The 15,297-nt window shown below is 61.7% G+C and carries 14 protein-coding genes and 2 pseudogenes; 7 read left to right on the forward strand and 9 right to left on the reverse strand.

Features of this window, described 5'->3' with window-relative positions; translation table 11 throughout:
• Nucleotides 1-150: 150 nt before the first annotated feature.
• From QEZ49_RS10065 to QEZ49_RS10075, 3 genes are read right to left on the reverse strand one after another with little or no spacing between them, the layout of a single operon-like run.
• Complete coding sequence (locus QEZ49_RS10065; protein WP_280386513.1) at nt 151-1,032, reverse strand: SDR family oxidoreductase; 882 nt, start codon at nt 1,030-1,032, stop codon at nt 151-153.
• Nucleotides 1,029-2,168, reverse strand: coding sequence for a tRNA epoxyqueuosine(34) reductase QueG (gene queG, locus QEZ49_RS10070; protein WP_280386515.1), 1,140 nt, complete (start codon nt 2,166-2,168; stop codon nt 1,029-1,031). Before queG ends, QEZ49_RS10065 begins: the two co-directional genes overlap by 4 nt.
• A gap of 23 nt (nt 2,169-2,191) precedes the next feature.
• Nucleotides 2,192-2,947 carry a glutathione S-transferase family protein gene (locus tag QEZ49_RS10075; RefSeq protein ID WP_280386517.1) on the reverse strand — a complete coding sequence of 252 codons (756 nt, stop codon included), beginning with the start codon at nt 2,945-2,947 and terminating at the stop codon, nt 2,192-2,194.
• Between the two features lie 175 nt (nt 2,948-3,122).
• Here QEZ49_RS10075 and QEZ49_RS10080 point away from each other — a divergent pair, with 175 nt between their 5' ends.
• Nucleotides 3,123-3,947, forward strand: coding sequence for an undecaprenyl-diphosphate phosphatase (locus tag QEZ49_RS10080; protein ID WP_280386519.1), 825 nt, complete (start codon nt 3,123-3,125; stop codon nt 3,945-3,947).
• Nucleotides 3,948-4,062: 115 nt separating this feature from the next.
• Here the strand turns inward: QEZ49_RS10080 and QEZ49_RS10085 are convergent, their stop codons facing one another.
• The 6 genes and pseudogenes from QEZ49_RS10085 to QEZ49_RS10110 all read right to left on the reverse strand — a co-directional run bounded on the left by QEZ49_RS10085 (nt 4,063) and on the right by QEZ49_RS10110 (nt 11,314).
• A complete protein-coding gene (locus QEZ49_RS10085; RefSeq protein ID WP_280386521.1) occupies nt 4,063-4,527 on the reverse strand; it encodes a PTS sugar transporter subunit IIA in 465 nt (154 codons plus the stop codon).
• Between the two features lie 605 nt (nt 4,528-5,132).
• The gene (gene rpoN / locus QEZ49_RS10090) at nt 5,133-6,740 is read right to left on the reverse strand and encodes an RNA polymerase factor sigma-54 (RefSeq protein WP_280386523.1); all 1,608 of its coding nucleotides are present in this window, start codon (nt 6,738-6,740) and stop codon (nt 5,133-5,135) included.
• Nucleotides 6,741-6,786: 46 nt separating this feature from the next.
• Nucleotides 6,787-7,734, reverse strand: coding sequence for an LPS export ABC transporter ATP-binding protein (gene lptB / locus QEZ49_RS10095; protein WP_280386525.1), 948 nt, complete (start codon nt 7,732-7,734; stop codon nt 6,787-6,789).
• Between the two features lie 94 nt (nt 7,735-7,828).
• Nucleotides 7,829-9,814: an LPS export ABC transporter periplasmic protein LptC gene (gene lptC, locus QEZ49_RS10100; RefSeq protein WP_280386527.1), complete on the reverse strand. Its 1,986-nt coding sequence runs from the start codon at nt 9,812-9,814 to the stop codon at nt 7,829-7,831.
• A gap of 390 nt (nt 9,815-10,204) precedes the next feature.
• Nucleotides 10,205-10,816, reverse strand: a pseudogene (locus tag QEZ49_RS10105) (ribonuclease D); the annotation flags it as partial.
• Between the two features lie 306 nt (nt 10,817-11,122).
• Nucleotides 11,123-11,314: a hypothetical protein gene (locus tag QEZ49_RS10110; RefSeq protein ID WP_280386529.1), complete on the reverse strand. Its 192-nt coding sequence runs from the start codon at nt 11,312-11,314 to the stop codon at nt 11,123-11,125.
• 28 nt (nt 11,315-11,342) lie between these two features.
• On the opposite strand from QEZ49_RS10110, the gene QEZ49_RS10115 reads away from it, so the two are divergent.
• From QEZ49_RS10115 to QEZ49_RS10140, 6 genes and pseudogenes are all read left to right on the forward strand, one after another.
• The gene (locus QEZ49_RS10115; RefSeq protein ID WP_280386531.1) at nt 11,343-11,834 is read left to right on the forward strand and encodes an RNA polymerase sigma factor; all 492 of its coding nucleotides are present in this window, start codon (nt 11,343-11,345) and stop codon (nt 11,832-11,834) included.
• 105 nt (nt 11,835-11,939) lie between these two features.
• Nucleotides 11,940-12,992, forward strand: a complete 1,053-nt coding sequence (locus QEZ49_RS10120; RefSeq protein ID WP_280386533.1) for a FecR domain-containing protein — start codon at nt 11,940-11,942, stop codon at nt 12,990-12,992.
• Between the two features lie 251 nt (nt 12,993-13,243).
• Nucleotides 13,244-13,636 (forward strand): STN domain-containing protein, encoded by a 393-nt coding sequence (locus tag QEZ49_RS10125; RefSeq protein ID WP_280386534.1) that lies wholly within the window; start codon nt 13,244-13,246, stop codon nt 13,634-13,636.
• A 16-nt stretch (nt 13,637-13,652) separates the two neighbouring features.
• A pseudogene (locus QEZ49_RS10130) lies at nt 13,653-13,814 on the forward strand (TonB-dependent receptor plug domain-containing protein); the annotation flags it as partial.
• Between the two features lie 69 nt (nt 13,815-13,883).
• The gene (locus QEZ49_RS10135) at nt 13,884-14,111 is read left to right on the forward strand and encodes a hypothetical protein (protein ID WP_280386536.1); all 228 of its coding nucleotides are present in this window, start codon (nt 13,884-13,886) and stop codon (nt 14,109-14,111) included.
• A gap of 598 nt (nt 14,112-14,709) precedes the next feature.
• On the forward strand, nt 14,710-14,922 hold the full coding sequence (locus QEZ49_RS10140; RefSeq protein WP_280386538.1) for a hypothetical protein: 213 nt from the start codon (nt 14,710-14,712) through the stop codon (nt 14,920-14,922).
• The last annotated feature ends 375 nt before the right edge of the window (nt 14,923-15,297 follow it).

Here is a 15,297-nt window from a genome sequence, read left to right on the forward strand (position 1 = left end):
AACCGTTCGGAAGCCGCGCTTCCTGTCGCTGCAATTGCGACGCTGTGCTTGCAATAAAGCGAAGCGCGGTTGAACGGCGGCTGAACGACGGCGTTCATGCGGCGTGTGGGAGCGATTGCGTAGTGGATTGCTATCCGAATGGCTGCGCGATCAGACCGAAGCGCCGCTGACGATTGCGCGCAAGCCTTCGCGATAGTTGGGATATTTCAGTTCAACGCCGAGTGCTTCGCGGATGCGCTGATTGCTGACGCGGCGGTTGTCGGCATAGAAGCTGATTGCCATCGGGCTGAGATCGGCTTCCTCGAACGGCACTTCGGGTGGCGGCGGCATCTGCAACAGTTCGGCGGCGTAGGTGATGACATCCTGCGGCGGTGAAGGCTCGCCATCGGCGACGTTATAGATGTCGTGCGCGCCGCGCTCCATCGCAGCACAGACAACCGCGGCGATGTCATCGACATGGATGCGGTTGAACACCTGCCCCGGCTTGATGATGCGATGCGCTGTGCCCTCGCGCATCCGTTCGATGGCGCTGCGTCCGGGGCCGTAGATGCCGGCGAGGCGGAAGACCTGCGCGGTGGCGCCGATGCGTTTGCCGAACGCCAGCCATTCAGCTTCGGACGCAATGCGGCGCTGGCCGCGTGCGGAGGTGGCGCGCGGTGGCGTTGTCTCGTCGATCCATTCGCCGTCGCTGTTGCCATAGACGCCGAGGGTGGAGAGATAGCCGATCCATTTGAGGTTGGGCGCGTGCTCCAGGTCAGAGCGGTGCTGGACCAGCAGCGGATCGCCATCGGGGCCGGGCGGCGCGGAAAGCAGGATATGCGTTGCATCGCGCAGCGCAGCTCCGAGCGCTGCGTTGGGCTGGGTGCCGTCGAACAGGAATGCATCGTAGCCCGATGCAGCTATGGCATCGACACCAGCGGGCGTGCGTGCCGTGCCGGAGATGCGCCAGCCATCGACGGCGAGCCGCTGTGCGATCCGGCCGGCGCTGTAGCCAAGCCCAAGGCAAACAAGATGGCCATTCGCTCGGCTCATTGGGCGTGTTCCTCCATGTGCCGCCATTCGGCGCGCACGTCGCTGTCGTGTTCGCGCGCAAGATGGCGATGGCGCAGTGTTTCGCCGACATCATCCCGCGTCAGCTCGCGCAGTGCCCATACGGCCATTGCGCGCACCAAAGGCGATGCGTCGCCCAGCAGCGGTTCAATGCGGGCAATGAGATTGCGATCGCCCGAGTTGCCGGCGGCGATGAGCACGTTGCGGATGAAGCGGTCGCGGCCCGTGCGTTTGATGGGCGTGCCCGCGAAACGCAGACGGAAGGTGGCGTCGTCGAGCAGCAGCAACTCACCAAGCGGCGGATTGTCGGTCTCGGCGCGGGCGGCGAAACGGGCTTCGCGCGCGGACTGGGCGAACTTGTTCCACGGACACACGGCGAGGCAATCGTCGCAACCGAAAATGCGGTTGGCCATCGGGCGGCGGAACTCGGCCGGGATGTGGCCTTTGTGCTCGATTGAAAGGTAGGCGAGGCAGCGGCGCGCATCGAGCTGATAGGGTGCGGGAAACGCCGACGTGGGGCAGGCGGTAACACAACGTCTGCAACTGCCGCAGTGGTCGGGCTCGGGATCGTCAGGCGGCAGAGGCGCGCTGGTGAAGATAGAGCCGAGGAACAACCACGAGCCATGCTGACGCGACACCAGCATTGTGTTCTTGCCCTGCCAGCCAAGCCCTGCGGCGGCGGCGAGCGGCTTTTCCATCACCGGCGCGGTGTCGACGAACACTTTCACATCGGCGCCGGCCTGCGCCGCAAATGCGCCTGCAAGTTGCTTCAGCTTGCCCTTGAGGATGTCGTGATAATCCTTGCCGCGCGCATAGACCGAGATGATGCCGCGCTCGGGCTCATCCAGCAGATCCATCGGATTTTCATCCGGCGCGTAACTCATGCCGAGCATGATGATCGATTGCACATCGGGCCAGAGCTGCAGCGGGTTGGCGCGGCGATCGGCGTGGGATTCCAACCAGCCCATGTCGCCGTGGTGGCCCTTACGCAGGTACTCAGCCAGACGCTCCGGCGCGGCGGCGATAGCATCGGGGGTGGTGACGCGCACAGCATCGAAGCCCAGCTCGCGCGCGTGCGCGAACAGCTTGTCTTTCAGTTGTTGGGCGCTGTCGGTCACGGCACACCGTTACTGCGTGAGCGCTAGAAATCGAGATCGGCGTAGTGGGCGGCAGGCAGTGCGCCCGGAAGCCGGTCGGCCAGCAGGCCGCGGAACGATCGCCGCGACTTGAGGCGTGCGTACCAGATCTTCGCGCTCGGATAGTTTTCCCATGGCACCTCACCGAGGTAATCGACAACAGAGAGCTGCGCGGCTGCTGCGAGATCGGCGAATGAAAGCTCTTCTCCGCCCAACCATCGGCGTTGGTCCGCCAGATGGTTGATGTAGCTCATATGGTAGCGCAGATTGGTAGCAATCGCGCGCAGAACGTCAACATCCGGCGTCGCGGTGCGATCGTGCTGCATGCGCGTATAGACACGCTCGTACAGCAGTTCCTGGGTTATCTCGCGGTTAAACTTGCCGTTGAACCAATCCACCAGCCGGCGGATTTCGGCCCGTTCAGCGGGCGTGCCGGGAAATAGCTTGCAATTTATCGGTGTCGTATCGTCCGGATCTTGGTCATTTCCGGCGTCTTCCGGATCGATACTAGCGGCGCTGTCAGCGTCGTCGAGCGGCGGCGTATCGCCCAGATATTCGGCGATGGCGTAGATGCCGCAAATGGGCGCTGCATCGTCGATCTGGAGCACCGGCAACTCACCTGCAGGATTGAGGGCCAGAAATTCGGGCCGCCATTCCCATGTGCGCTCCTCGACAAGCGTCGGCTCGATGGCGAACTCCGCCAGCGCAAGGCGCGCGGCACGCGAGAACGGACAGAGGCGAAAGTGCGTCAGTGTGTGCATCGGAGGGGCTGGCCGTTTTTGCTTTTGTATTGCTGTGATTTGCGCCACTGAAGGGCAGCGATGACATAAGACAATCTGCCCGTGTGGCACGGAAGTGGCACCGGGGCCCACCAAATGCTGCTAATCGTTCACGCCGCACAGAAAAAACGAGATCCAGCAGGATAATGAGGAACCGATGCCAATCTGGGAAGTGATCCTGCTTGGTCTGATCGAGGGATTGACCGAATTTCTACCTGTCTCCTCGACCGGGCATCTGCTGTTGACAGAGCATTTTCTCGACATCTGCAATCCGGGCAAGAGCTTTGAAGTTCTGATTCAGCTTGGCGCCATCCTTGCCATTCTCAGTGTCTATTCGGTGAAGCTGACGCGCGTGGCGCTGGCCATGCCGCACGATGCTCGCGCCCGCCGTTTCGTCGCCAGCGTGCTGCTGGCGTTTCTGCCCGCCGCGTTCATCGGCGCGCTGGCGCATGATTTCATCAAGACGGTGCTGTTCGAAACGCCGATGCTGATCGCTTCGATGCTGGTGATCGGCGGTGTCGTGCTGCTGATCGTCGACCGCATGAAGCTGAGCGTTCGCTACACTGACGCGATGGATTTTCCGCCGTCTCTGGCCTTCAAGATCGGCGTTATGCAGTGTTTCGCGATGATTCCGGGTGTGTCCCGTTCCGGAGCGACCATCGTCGGTGCGATGCTGCTGGGAACGGATAAGCGCTCAGCAGCCGAGTTCTCATTCTTCCTCGCGATGCCGACGATGGCGGGTGCGTTTGCATTCGACCTCTACAAGAACTCGGCGATACTGAACACGGCGGATGTGACCAACATCGTGATCGGGTTCATCACCGCATTCATTGCGGCGGTGTTCGTGGTGAAGCACCTGCTCGATTACGTGAGCCGGCATGGTTTTGCGCTGTTCGGGTGGTGGCGCATTATCGTTGGCAGCGCTGCGATCATCGCCATGCTGGCGATGGGCGACACATCTGGAAGCTGCGTGGTTCACTGACCGGCGCAACGATGGCAATGAAAAAGCCGCGCAGCTTAATGCTTGCGCGGCTTTTTTGATTCAGAGCTGGCGAAGGCCAGCGTTGCTGCTCAGTCAGAACAGCATCGCCGTTTGATCAGGCTGCGTGGGACGGCAGCGTCCGTGTCAGTGCCTGGCGCAGCGTCTCGGCATCGGGGGCCTTGCGCAGGCTGTCGATGACCGAGGGCTCACGCACCAGGCGCGAAATGCTTGCCAGTGCTTTCAGATGGTCGCCGCTGGCATGCTCGGGCGCTAGCAGCAGAAACACCAGATCGACAGGCTGATCGTCGTGCGAGTCAAACTCGATCGGGTCGGTGAGGCGCGCGAACAGGCACACGATTTTCGTCAGGCCCGCCAGCTTCACGTGCGGTATGGCAATGCCAGCACCAAGGCCGGTTGAGCCGAGGCGCTCACGCTGCAGCAGCGTGTTGAAGATTTCCAGCCGGTCGAGACCCGTTTTTTCAGCGGCCGCCGCAGCGAGCTGTTCAAGGGCGTCCTTTTTGCTGGATGCCTTGAGTGATGCAATGACACCGTCGGGGGCCAGCAGGTCACAGAGATCCATCGTCCAATCCCGTTCCAACTGTTGCGAACACCAGCCGCCGCTCCTGCTCGGAGCTGCGTGTAAATGCCGGCGTTCTTAACGATTACAACCAATGCCCTGTCCGATCGGATCCATGCCGATCAGGTGAGCCATCCCTTGCCTTAAACTGACCCTTGAGAGACCAAAATAATGGCATCTGGAAGGTGACCAAAGGTGACAACATACATGGCGCGTTTCTCCCTAACACTCATCTAAGTCGCCCGGTTCACAGGGTTTTTGCCCGTTTTTCCGGTTTAGCGCTGCGTTAAGAAAATCCTACTCCGTATCTGCCCATCCTGAGGCTTCCCTTCGGAGTGTACAAAGCAAGATCCGGGCCAATGGCCCCGAATTACGGAGCCCGAGGGCGCTTGCTATATGCCATTCACGGTGCGGCAAAGCACTGAGGCGTATCCCGCCACCTGAATGTGGCTATAGAGCACTACCGTTCCGCGGACAAGCCCGCAGACGGTGGGGCATCGGGGCCGGGCCGGAGCCGGCTGGCATTTTATAGAAGCTAGCAACGGCGCTAGGCCGTTTGTCTCATTGTGCTTCTGACCGGGAAAACCTGCCTGATGACGGGCGAAGCTCTACAGCGCTTCTTCCGACTGCGAGACGCGAACGACGAGTCGCTTGTCGCGCCGGCGCTGCACCGATGAGGGGATGCGCATCGCTTCGCGGTACTTGGCTACCGTGCGCCGGGCGATGTCGATGCCATCGGTCTTGAGCAGCTCGACGATCTTGTCGTCGGACAGAACGCTGACGGAGGATTCGCCGTCGATCATCTGCTTGATGCGGTGGCGCACCGCTTCCGACGAATGGGATTCCGCACCGTCTTCGGCCGATGCGATGGCGGAGGTGAAGAAGTACTTCATTTCGAAGATGCCGCGCGGCGTCGCCATGTACTTGTTGGAGGTGACGCGCGAGACGGTCGATTCATGCATCGAGATTGCGTCGGCGACGGTGCGCAGATTGAGCGGCCGCAGGAACTGCACACCGTGGGTGAAGAAGGCATCCTGCTGTCGCACGATTTCTTCCGCCACGCGCAGGATTGTGCGGGCGCGCTGGTCGAGACTCTTCACCAGCCAGTTGGCGGTCTGCAGGCATTCGAGCAGATAGTTGCGGTCTTCTGCGGAGCCGGTGGCTTTGGTGACGGTGGTGAGATACGTGCGGTTGACCAGCACGCGCGGCAGCGTTTCTGCGTTGAGCTCGACGATCCAGGAGCCATCCTGCGCCGCGCGGACGAGCACGTCGGGAACGACTGGCTGCAGATATTCCGAACCGAACTTCAGACCCGGCTTCGGGTTCAGCCGCTTGATCTCGGCGATGATTTCCAGCAACTCGTCCATCTCGATGTCGACGGCACGGCGCAGTGCGGGAAGATTGTGTCCGGCGAGCAGATGGAGGTTCTCAAGGAAGCGGGCGACGATCGGATCGTAGCGGTTTTGCTCCTTGAGCTGGAGCGCGAGACATTCGGCCAATGAGCGGGCGAACACGCCGGGCGGATCGAAGGTCTGCAGGCGGCTGAGTACCTGCTCGACCTTGCTGTGCGGCGCACCGAGATTTTCCACGATACGGTCGAAGTCGGCCGGGAGATAACCGGCTTCGTCGACCATATCGATGAGATACTGGCCGATCAGGCGATCAACCGGTTCGCTGAGCGCCAGCGGCAGTTGCTCGCTCAGGTGATCGCGCAGGGATGTTTCGCTCTGCAGGTAGGCTTCGATATTTACATCTTCACCTGACCCCGTTCCGCGCTGGCGGAGTGATGCCCAGCCGCTATCGGTGGCCGAGGCATCCTGCATCTGCTCCGTTGGCGTACTGTCGGGGTAGAGGTTCTCGTATTCGGTGTCGAAGGTGCCTTCGGGATCGGCAGCGGGGCGTTCAAGATCGACCCAGTCGCTGTCGTCATCGCCGCCGCTGGTGTCAGCGGCTGAGGCATCGGAGGTGTTGTCTGCGGCGCCGTCAGTCGAGGCGCGTTCAGGCGTGTGATCGTCGCTTTCGGTATCGCGCTCGCCACGAACCGGCGCTTCGGTGTTGTCGTCCGCTTCAAGCAGCGGATTGCGCTCAAGTTCGGTTTCCAGGAATTGGGCGAGTTCTATGTTTGAGAACTGAAGCAAACGGATGGCCTGCTGCAGTTGGGGTGTCATCACCAACTGCTGGCCTTGTCTCAATTCCAGCTTCGTAGCTAGCGCCATGCGCCCCGCCCCGATTACCCTGTACGCTCTTCCCGATCAGCGTGCGTTAACCGAACATGTCCCCCAAGTAGACTCTTCGCACGTCGTCGTTAGCTATGATTTCTTCCGGCTTGCCTTGGGTCAGAACCTGCCCATCATAGATGATGTAGGCCCGGTCTATCAGGCTAAGGGTTTCGCGGACGTTATGGTCGGTGATGAGAACTCCGATGCCCCGCTCCGTCAGGTGTCGCACCAACTCCTGAATGTCACCGACCGCGATCGGGTCGATGCCCGCAAATGGTTCGTCCAGCAGCATAAATGACGGCCCGGAGGCCAGGGCCCAGGCAATTTCGCACCGCCGCCGCTCGCCGCCTGAAAGGGCGATGGAGGGCGATTTGCGCAGGTGCGTGATGCGGAACTCCTCCAGCAGGCTTTCCAGCTTTTCGCGGCGCTTTTTGGCGGATGGCTCGACGATCTCCAGCACCGCCATGATGTTCTTTTCGACCGAGAGGCCGCGGAAAATGGATGCTTCCTGAGGTAGATAGCCGATGCCGAGGCGGGCGCGGCGGTACATCGGCAGGCGGGTGACATCCAGCCCGTCGATGGTGATGGTGCCGTTGTCGGCCGGGACGAGGCCGGTGATCATGTAGAAAACGGTGGTTTTGCCGGCGCCGTTCGGGCCCAGCAGGCCGACGGATTCGCCGCGCCGCACGTCGATGCTGACACTGCGCACCACGAGACGCTTTTTATAACTCTTCCGAACTTCGCGGATCGTCAGCCAGCCTTCGCCGCCGGGATGGCTGGAATACTGCTCGCCCTGGCCCTGCTGCTGCGTATTTTGCTGGTAGGGCGCCTGATGAGGCTGCTGCTGGGGCTGACCATGAGCGCCAATGGCGGCCAGCGCCGGCGCATAGTCATACGACGACGCATCGGCGGCGCCATATTCAGGTGGGTCCCACTCATCGTAGGATGCCTGCTGGGCCTTTTTGAAGCCAAAGGGCAGGAATTTGACCACGTTACAGGAAACCTCGGTGTGCGGGCCGCAAGTGTACGGCAGATATTGGTGCGCCTATAGGAAAGCCTGTCAATTGGCGTCGTGGCGCGACACTTTAGGGTGACGGAGCCACCGGCGCCCAATCGGGCTTGGCGTAAGAGCCGTTATTAGCATTAGCTGACGGCTTCTTTTCGGCGGCGTTCTTGTCCTTAGGGTAAAAAATTGCGCTCGGTCGGCCCTGCCGGACGGTGTAGCCGGAAGCATTTTTGGCCTGCGGAGCAGCGCGCGCCGACCAGGCACCGCTGTCGCCGCTATCAATGATGCTCTGTCCGGTCAGCATGTTGATGGTGAGCTTGGTGCCGTTGATGACGTTCTTGTCCTGCGTCAGCACCACATCGCCGCCGAGAACGACCTCGTTTTTCTTGACGTCATAATTGGCCCAGTCGCCGGATGCCCTTTGACCGTCGCGGGACGTTACGACGACCTTGCCGCGTGCCTCGATGCGCGAGAGCTGAGCGGGGGCGGCGTCGGGTGTTTTGGCGGTATCTTCAGCAAGGCCGGCAGCACCGGTGTAAAAGGCCTTCAACTGCGATGTGCGGACGACGAAATCACCCTGCACCGCATGCACCTCGCCATTGTAGATCGCCTGCTTGGCGCGATCATCGACGTCAAGCCGGGCGGCTTCGACCGTGATTGGCGCGCTGGGATCAGTCTTGAAGACGCCGACGGCGCCCGCAGCGGCGCCCGCAGCGGCGGCCGCGGCTGCTGCGCTCTGGCCCTTCTGCTGCGCGTTGCTGGGTTCAGTGCGGTAGAACTGGGTCCAGATGCGGCCATTGTCGCCGCGTGAGGCGGCTGCTGAAAGCTGCGTGCGCCCCTTGGCCCGGTCGACGAACAAGCGCTCGCCCTTGAGCTGGTTGCGACCTTGGCTGACCGCGACATTGCCGGTGAGCAGGATAGTGTCGGCCTTCTGATCGACGGTGACGCGTCGGGCGGTTGCGTTGCGGTCCGGCCCCGACAGCATCTTCACGTCGCCATCGATTACGGCCACCTGCTTGATGGCGTCATAGTCGAGGTTGGCGCCGGTGACGCGATCGTTCGGGGCGCGCGTCATGACAACCGGTGTTCGAGACAAGATGCGCTGGATCTTGGCACCGGCACCGGGCATGTCGGGCGTTGCGGCGGCGCCGCCATCCTCGGCGTTGCCACCCTCATAGAAAACTTCGAGCGCTGCGGTTTCCAGCGCGGCGTCGGCCTGCCGTGCATGGACGTTGCCGGTGAAGGTTGCGGTTTTCCCGGTGTCATCGATGTCGAGGCGGTTGGCGTTGATGTCGATCGGTGCATCGCCGCCACCGATAAGCGGGGCGGCTGCGCTTGCGCCATCAGGCTTGGCTGCGTCGCTTGCAGCGCCGTCAGCGTTTTCGTTTTTCGGCGGGATGAGATGCGCGCGCACATCATCGACAAACGCGATCTCGCGGGTCTTGCTCAGCAGGCGCATGGAATTGGAGCGGATGGTGCCGGTCGGCATTTCCACCAGCACCGGCTCGTTTGAGGTGATGAGGCTTTCGTTGGTGAGAATGGTCGCGCGGGATAGCTTGGCCTTCAGGCCGCTGTCGGCGACGATATCGATGCCGCCCGACAGGACGAGCTGGTTTTGCTTGGTGTTGAACTCACCTTCAAGAGCGGTGAGGCGTGTTCGGGCTTTCTTGGCGTCGAAGAGGTCGCCGGTAATGCTGTTGAGGCGTACGAAGTCGGTGTTGGTGAAATCCTGCACGGCGGTTTTCGCGTGCACCGTGTAACGGCCACCGTCGTTGGTGTACCCCTCGTAGCTGGGGTTATCCATGGTGAGGTTTTCAGGGATGATGCGCGGCACTTCCAGGCGCGGAAGCTGCGAGACCATGCCGGAGGTATCCAGCACCAGCAGCAGGTAGAGCCCGAGAATGCCGACGGTGGAAATGGGAAACAACCAGCGCAGCAAGCGGACAAGCCGCGTGTGCCGTTTGGCGAGCTTGAAGTTACGCGTCCTTTCGGCCGCGGTGCTGCCGGAGAACGGGTTCACCTTGGTCCATGCATCGCCGGGCGTGAAATTGGTGGTTGATGCCATGCGCTCGCTATGGGGCTGCTGCCTGCCGCCGTTATCCATTTCAGCGGTTTCGGGTTCCCGCCCGCTGGTTTGATGGGCGGCAAGCCTCCGCTCCGCTGATGGCCAGAGCCTGATCGCTTTCTCAAAAAACGCGATGCAGCTCCGGCCTTTTTGACCGGACCGATGCTTCACGCTTCAGACTGATGGGTCCGAAGCGATCATGTCTAAGTCACCGGCAAATAGGGTTATATTGGGACGGGCACGACACGCAATGGTGAGTGGCCGCCGCCAGCCTGCAACCCCCGGTTTTTTGCAGCCCGCGCCTTGATTTTGGGCAGGGAACGGGGGGTGAGCGCCGAGTTCTGGCGCCGCATCCGGGTAAAACACTTCAAAGCCGCTGATCAGTGGGAGAAAAATGTCCATATCGCCGAATCCGGCCAGATCGAGCGCCGCCTGAGTCGGCAGGAAGCGGAACGCGGCGTCGGCCAGCTCGCGGCGGTTCTGGCGCTCAAGCATGAAATCCAGTTTGGCCTTGGCGGCGTGGAGATACAGCACATCCGAAGCGGCGTAGGCGAGCTGCTGTTCGGATAGCTCGCGCGCGGCCCAGTCGGAGCTTTGCTGCTGCTTTGACAGCTCGACGCCGACGAGTTCGGCGACAAGATCCTTCAGGCCGTGGCGGTCGGTATAGGTGCGGACCAGCTTGGAAGCGATTTTCGTGCAGTAAACCGGCGATGTAACGACTCCCAGATCGCGCTTGAGAACGGCAACATCGAAGCGGGCGAAGTGGAAGATCTTCTCGATGTTCGGATCGGCCAGAAGGGCCTTCAGGTTCGGCGCGGAATAGTCGGTGCCGTCGAACTGCACCAGATGGGCGCTGCCGTCGCCAGCGGAGAGCTGCGCCAGGCACAGGCGATCACGGTGCAGATTGAGGCCCAGCGTTTCAGTGTCGATGGCGACGCTTGGCCCGAGGTTCAGACCGGCGGGCAGATCGCCCTTGTGCAGCGTGATTGTGGGTTGTGCCATCGCGGACGCGCCTTTCGGTTGTTGCGCGATCCGGGCGGGAAGAGGGGCAGGATCGCAAATAGGTGAGGACCACCTATCGAACTTGCGCGCTGCAAAGCAAGGGGCCGGGGCATTAATGCAGGTTGGAAGCGCCTCAATCTTGTTGGCGCCGAGGCTGCGAGGGCGTGTTGCGTGCTGGGGAAGGGAACGGGCGAGCTTGGCAGCGGCAACTCGTGGCGTTTCTGCAACTCGTGGCGGCGTTCGTGGTCCGCAGGGCCGTGCGGGCCATCCCGATTTGCAGGGGGCGGACCGCAGCCAGCCCTTGACCTAAGTCATCGCAGGCAAAAGAAAAAACAATACGGATCTGGTATAGTTTGAGGCGGAGAAGCGGGCAAAAAGCTTGGGATCATTATAAATCATTGGTGTTGCTGGAAATTTCTGGAGCGCGTAGCTGTGGGGCAAGCTGTTGCCAACACCAGTATCTGCATCAATCGGCGCGCGTGCGTAATCCAGATCCATGATCCTGACCCGGACAGACAATGAATTGATGAGCGTGTACCTGCGCCAGTGGCATTTTCTGCTGGCCGCACTGAAGCGCCGTACCGGTTCGTCGGAGCTGGCCGAGGATGCGCTGCAGGAGACGTGGCTGCGCATTGCCGGCATGCAGAAGCCTGAAGTTCCCATTCGCGACGGCAACGCATTTGTGCTGCGCATCGCCGCCAATATCGCGACCGACCTGATCCGCAAGGAGGGCCGGCACGCGGCGCACTGCATCAGCGACGACGAGATTTTGCGGTCGATCGCGGACACCTACCCTTCCGCAGAAGCGATTGTTGTCGATCGCGACCAGCTCCGGCAACTGGCACTGGCGCTGGCGGAGTTGCCGCCCAAGCCGCGCACGGCACTGCTGCTGAACCGATGCGATGGGCGCACGCATGCGCAGATCGCCCGCAAGCTGGGCGTGAGCGAAAGCCGCGTGGCGCAGTATCTGGTGCAGGCGGTGCGGCACTGCCGCGATCATTTCCGCCGTATCGCGTGATTTGATGCTGCAAGTTTGCTGGGCTCGGTTCGTCTTATGAATATGGCGGCGGTGATTGGTGTGTCGGGTACCCGCGCTTCCACATCGGCGGACTGAACACATCAAATGGCTACGGACAGGAACACAACAGCGGCCGACCTTTCGCTCAGCGATGAAGCCATCGCCTGGGTTGTGCGGCTGAACTCCGGCAAGGCGACGGACACCGAGCGGCAGGCATTTGCGCGCTGGCGGGTGCAGAGCGCCGACCATGAAAGCGCGGCGCAGGAAGCGGAGGCCGTGTGGAGCGGCATCGGTACGGTTGGCGGCGAGCAGCGTAAGGCGGAGCGCAAGGCCAGCCGCAAGAAGATGACGCGGCGGAGCGTTCTGGGCGGTGGCGTGCTGCTGATTGCCGGAGCGGGCCTTTACCGCAGCGGGATGATCGGTGGGCACCTGTTTGCCGATTACGTAACCGCGGTGGCCGAAACGCGCACCGTGACTTTGCCGGACGGAACGCAGGTTGAGCTGAACGGCGACAGTGCGCTGTCGGTCGAGTATTCTGACGCTCTGCGCAAGGTTGCGCTGCATCGCGGACAGGCGATCTTTTCCGTGGCGGCCAATCCGGCGCGACCGTTCGTAGTTGAGGCCGGCGGCGGTACGGCAAGAGTTCTCGGCACCGTCTTCGACGTTGATCTGCGTCCGGACGATACCGTGGTGACGGTTGTTGAAGGCAAGGTGGCGGTGGCGTCGTCAGGTGCGGCGGGGGCTGTCGATGTTGGCGGCAATCAGCGTGTGTCATACGTTGCTGGCCGGGCGCCAGCCGCACCGCAGGATGTCGATGCGGCGGCAGCAACGGCGTGGCGTCGCGGCAAGCTGATCTTCAACGACCGCGCGCTGGGCGATGTGATCGCGGAGGTCGAGCGGCACCGCTCCGGCCGCATCATGCTGATGGGCGACAGCTTGCGCCGGTTGCCGGTGACGGGCGTGTTTGAAAACCTCCGATCCCGATTCCATTCTGCGCATGATCGAAGAGACGCTGCCGGTGAAGGTGACGCGTCTGCCGTGGGTGACGATCATCCGCTGACAGCGTTGGTATTCCAGGATGGATCAGCATTCGCTGGCAATTGCGCTGCAGGGGTGCGGCCAATCGGTGTTGTCAAATTTGCAACACCGGCGGTTTGATGACCGCCAAAGTATGAAATATTTTCAGCCGAGGCCTACAAGGTTGTAATCGACGCTTCGTCCTTGAACACGGGGACAGGTTGCACGGCGTTAAAGTGCATCAGCGTTTCCGCCAGTTAGTTGAGTAAGCGTAGGCGGGTTTCATGTGTGTTGAGTTTGGTAGCGGTCGAATTGCGTGCGTTCGTTCCGGAAAATCCAGAGGGCAGCGGGCCAGAGGGCAGTCAGTTAGTGCGGCGCTCTTTGCAGCGCTGATGCTGGCGGCATCGCCGTTAAGTGGCGCCTATGCGCAGCAGGCTTCTACAGCGACAGCGCAGATCAGCTTCAATATTCCGGCGCAGTCGTTGGGTTCGGCGCTGACGGCGTTTGCCGATCGCGCGGGCTGGAAGCTGCTGGTGCCTTCGAGCCTGGTGTCAGGCAAATCCAGTGCGGGTGTCTCGGGTGCGCTGACGCGCGAGCAGGCGCTGAACCGGCTGCTGGCAGGCACGGGCCTTGCCTACACGTTCAATGGCTCCGATGCGGTGACGATCACCGATCCGAACGCTGGCGGCGGTCAGGCCGGTGCGAGCGTGGATGGCGCGATTGCTCTTGTTACGATCGATGTAGAGCGGCGGTGGCGGCGCGTCAGAAGGCTTTACGGCGGATAGCCCATACGAAACGGCCGGCTCCGTCAGTCATGTTACCAGCGAGCAGCTGGAACGGGTGCCGGTAACATCGCCTGGCGACATGTTCGTCAGTACGCCCGGCGTTCTGAATGGCGGCAATCGCGTTGGCACCTCCGTCAATCCGAACATCCGTGGATTGCAGGGCAGCGGGGCGCGTTAACGACAACCGTCGACCCGGAGCCATCAACTCATCGCATCTTATCGCGGCGAAGGTGCAGGCACGCGCAAGATGAGGACCTACGTCGATCCGGATTTGATCGGCGGTATTGATATCACCAAAGGGCCGAGCGATGGCCCGAACAGCGCAATCGGCGGCACCATCAACATGCGCACGCTTGCTGCGCAGGATCTTCGTCAAGGGCTGGCGCGAGCAGCGTGCGCGGCGCGCTTCGCGGGCAGCCCATGGCGGCAACAACGCGACACCGCCTGCTGGTGTGCCACCCGGCACCGGCCCTGAGGTGATTACGCGACGCCGACCGCCCTCCGGCTTCTTTGAAGGCGATGCCTGGTCGGGCAGTAGTGGCTGTGGCGACGTCGCAGGAAAATTTCGACGGCGTGCTCGCAATCTCCAGACGCAAGCAGGGCAACGGTTTCGCCGGTAAGAACAATGTTCCGGCACGGCTTTGTTTTCTCTGGAGGTGCACGCAACGCGCGTGTCGCGCCGGGCGATGAAGTTTACAATACGTCCGCGGAGACGGACTCGCTGCTGGCGAAGGGCACGTGAAAGTGGGGCGACGGCCAGTCGCTGGAGCTGGCTGTATGCTTGATTCGACAGCCTTGCCGGCGAGAGAGGATGAACCGCAGCTGGGCCTCAACTACGGGCAGCGCAATCTCAGCCGCACAAAGGTCGATACCTACACCGCACGCTACCGTTACGCGCCGCTCGGACAACCGGCTGCTGAACGTGGAAGTCAGACCTGTGGTATACGGACGCTCGAGCACACGCGGGATATCGGCTGGACCTACGTGGGCCGCAACCGGACAGCATGGAAACAACCGGCGCAGACATTTCCAACCGCTCCGTTATCACAACCTTGTCGGCGAGTTGACTGTGGATGCCGGCGGCGAATACCGGCAAAGAGGTGGCGTTCGCAGCCGAAACCAATGAACGCGCTGGCGCGAAAGCCGTGGTCGAACGGCGTCCGCCGCAATCTGGCGAAGCGCCTATGGCAAGACTAACGCTTGAGCCGACAAACTGGCTGGAGCTTTCGGCCGGGGCGCGGTTTGACCATTGCTCGGCCGAAGGCAGAGAAGCGCATTGCCGCTAATCACCCGGATAAAGAACAGGAGCGGTTCAGCCCAGAACGCGGGTCTGATCGTGAAGCCATTCGACGGCTTGCAGCTCTATGCGCGATACACCGAAGGCTTCCGTGCCCCAGGTTTGCGCGAACTCTATTGGGATTTTCGGACGGCGTTGCTGCGTGTAAATCCGAACATCAGGGGCGAGGTGCGTTCAAAGAACACGGAGTCTCGGCGCCAATGTGCTGCGCGATAATGTTCTGATGGATGGCGATAAGGCGCGTTTTAAGGCGAGCCATTTCCGCAACCAGTACGATGATTTCATTCTCTATGCGCTGGTAGTGCCGGAGTGCTGTCACACGAGTATGGAAGTCGTTCTTTACAGCGCCCAGCAGCCCGTAACT

Origin of the sequence: Hyphomicrobium sp. D-2, assembly GCF_029872155.1 — a bacterium.
Classification (GTDB): domain Bacteria; phylum Pseudomonadota; class Alphaproteobacteria; order Rhizobiales; family Hyphomicrobiaceae; genus Hyphomicrobium_A.

What these genes read in the sequence shown, in the direction of transcription:
- QEZ49_RS10065 (WP_280386513.1), bottom strand. Translation starts at nt 1,032, where the DNA reads ATGAGCCGAGCGAATGGCCATCTTGTTTGCCTTGGGCTTGGCTACAGC.
- QEZ49_RS10075 (WP_280386517.1), bottom strand. Translation starts at nt 2,947, where the DNA reads ATGCACACACTGACGCACTTTCGCCTCTGTCCGTTCTCGCGTGCCGCG.
- QEZ49_RS10080 (WP_280386519.1), top strand. Translation starts at nt 3,123, where the DNA reads ATGCCAATCTGGGAAGTGATCCTGCTTGGTCTGATCGAGGGATTGACC.
- QEZ49_RS10085 (WP_280386521.1), bottom strand. Translation starts at nt 4,527, where the DNA reads ATGGATCTCTGTGACCTGCTGGCCCCCGACGGTGTCATTGCATCACTC.
- rpoN (WP_280386523.1), bottom strand. Translation starts at nt 6,740, where the DNA reads ATGGCGCTAGCTACGAAGCTGGAATTGAGACAAGGCCAGCAGTTGGTG.
- lptC (WP_280386527.1), bottom strand. Translation starts at nt 9,814, where the DNA reads ATGGCATCAACCACCAATTTCACGCCCGGCGATGCATGGACCAAGGTG.
- QEZ49_RS10110 (WP_280386529.1), bottom strand. Translation starts at nt 11,314, where the DNA reads ATGGATCTGGATTACGCACGCGCGCCGATTGATGCAGATACTGGTGTT.
- QEZ49_RS10115 (WP_280386531.1), top strand. Translation starts at nt 11,343, where the DNA reads ATGAGCGTGTACCTGCGCCAGTGGCATTTTCTGCTGGCCGCACTGAAG.
- QEZ49_RS10120 (WP_280386533.1), top strand. Translation starts at nt 11,940, where the DNA reads ATGGCTACGGACAGGAACACAACAGCGGCCGACCTTTCGCTCAGCGAT.
- QEZ49_RS10125 (WP_280386534.1), top strand. Translation starts at nt 13,244, where the DNA reads ATGCTGGCGGCATCGCCGTTAAGTGGCGCCTATGCGCAGCAGGCTTCT.
- QEZ49_RS10135 (WP_280386536.1), top strand. Translation starts at nt 13,884, where the DNA reads ATGAGGACCTACGTCGATCCGGATTTGATCGGCGGTATTGATATCACC.
- QEZ49_RS10140 (WP_280386538.1), top strand. Translation starts at nt 14,710, where the DNA reads ATGCCGGCGGCGAATACCGGCAAAGAGGTGGCGTTCGCAGCCGAAACC.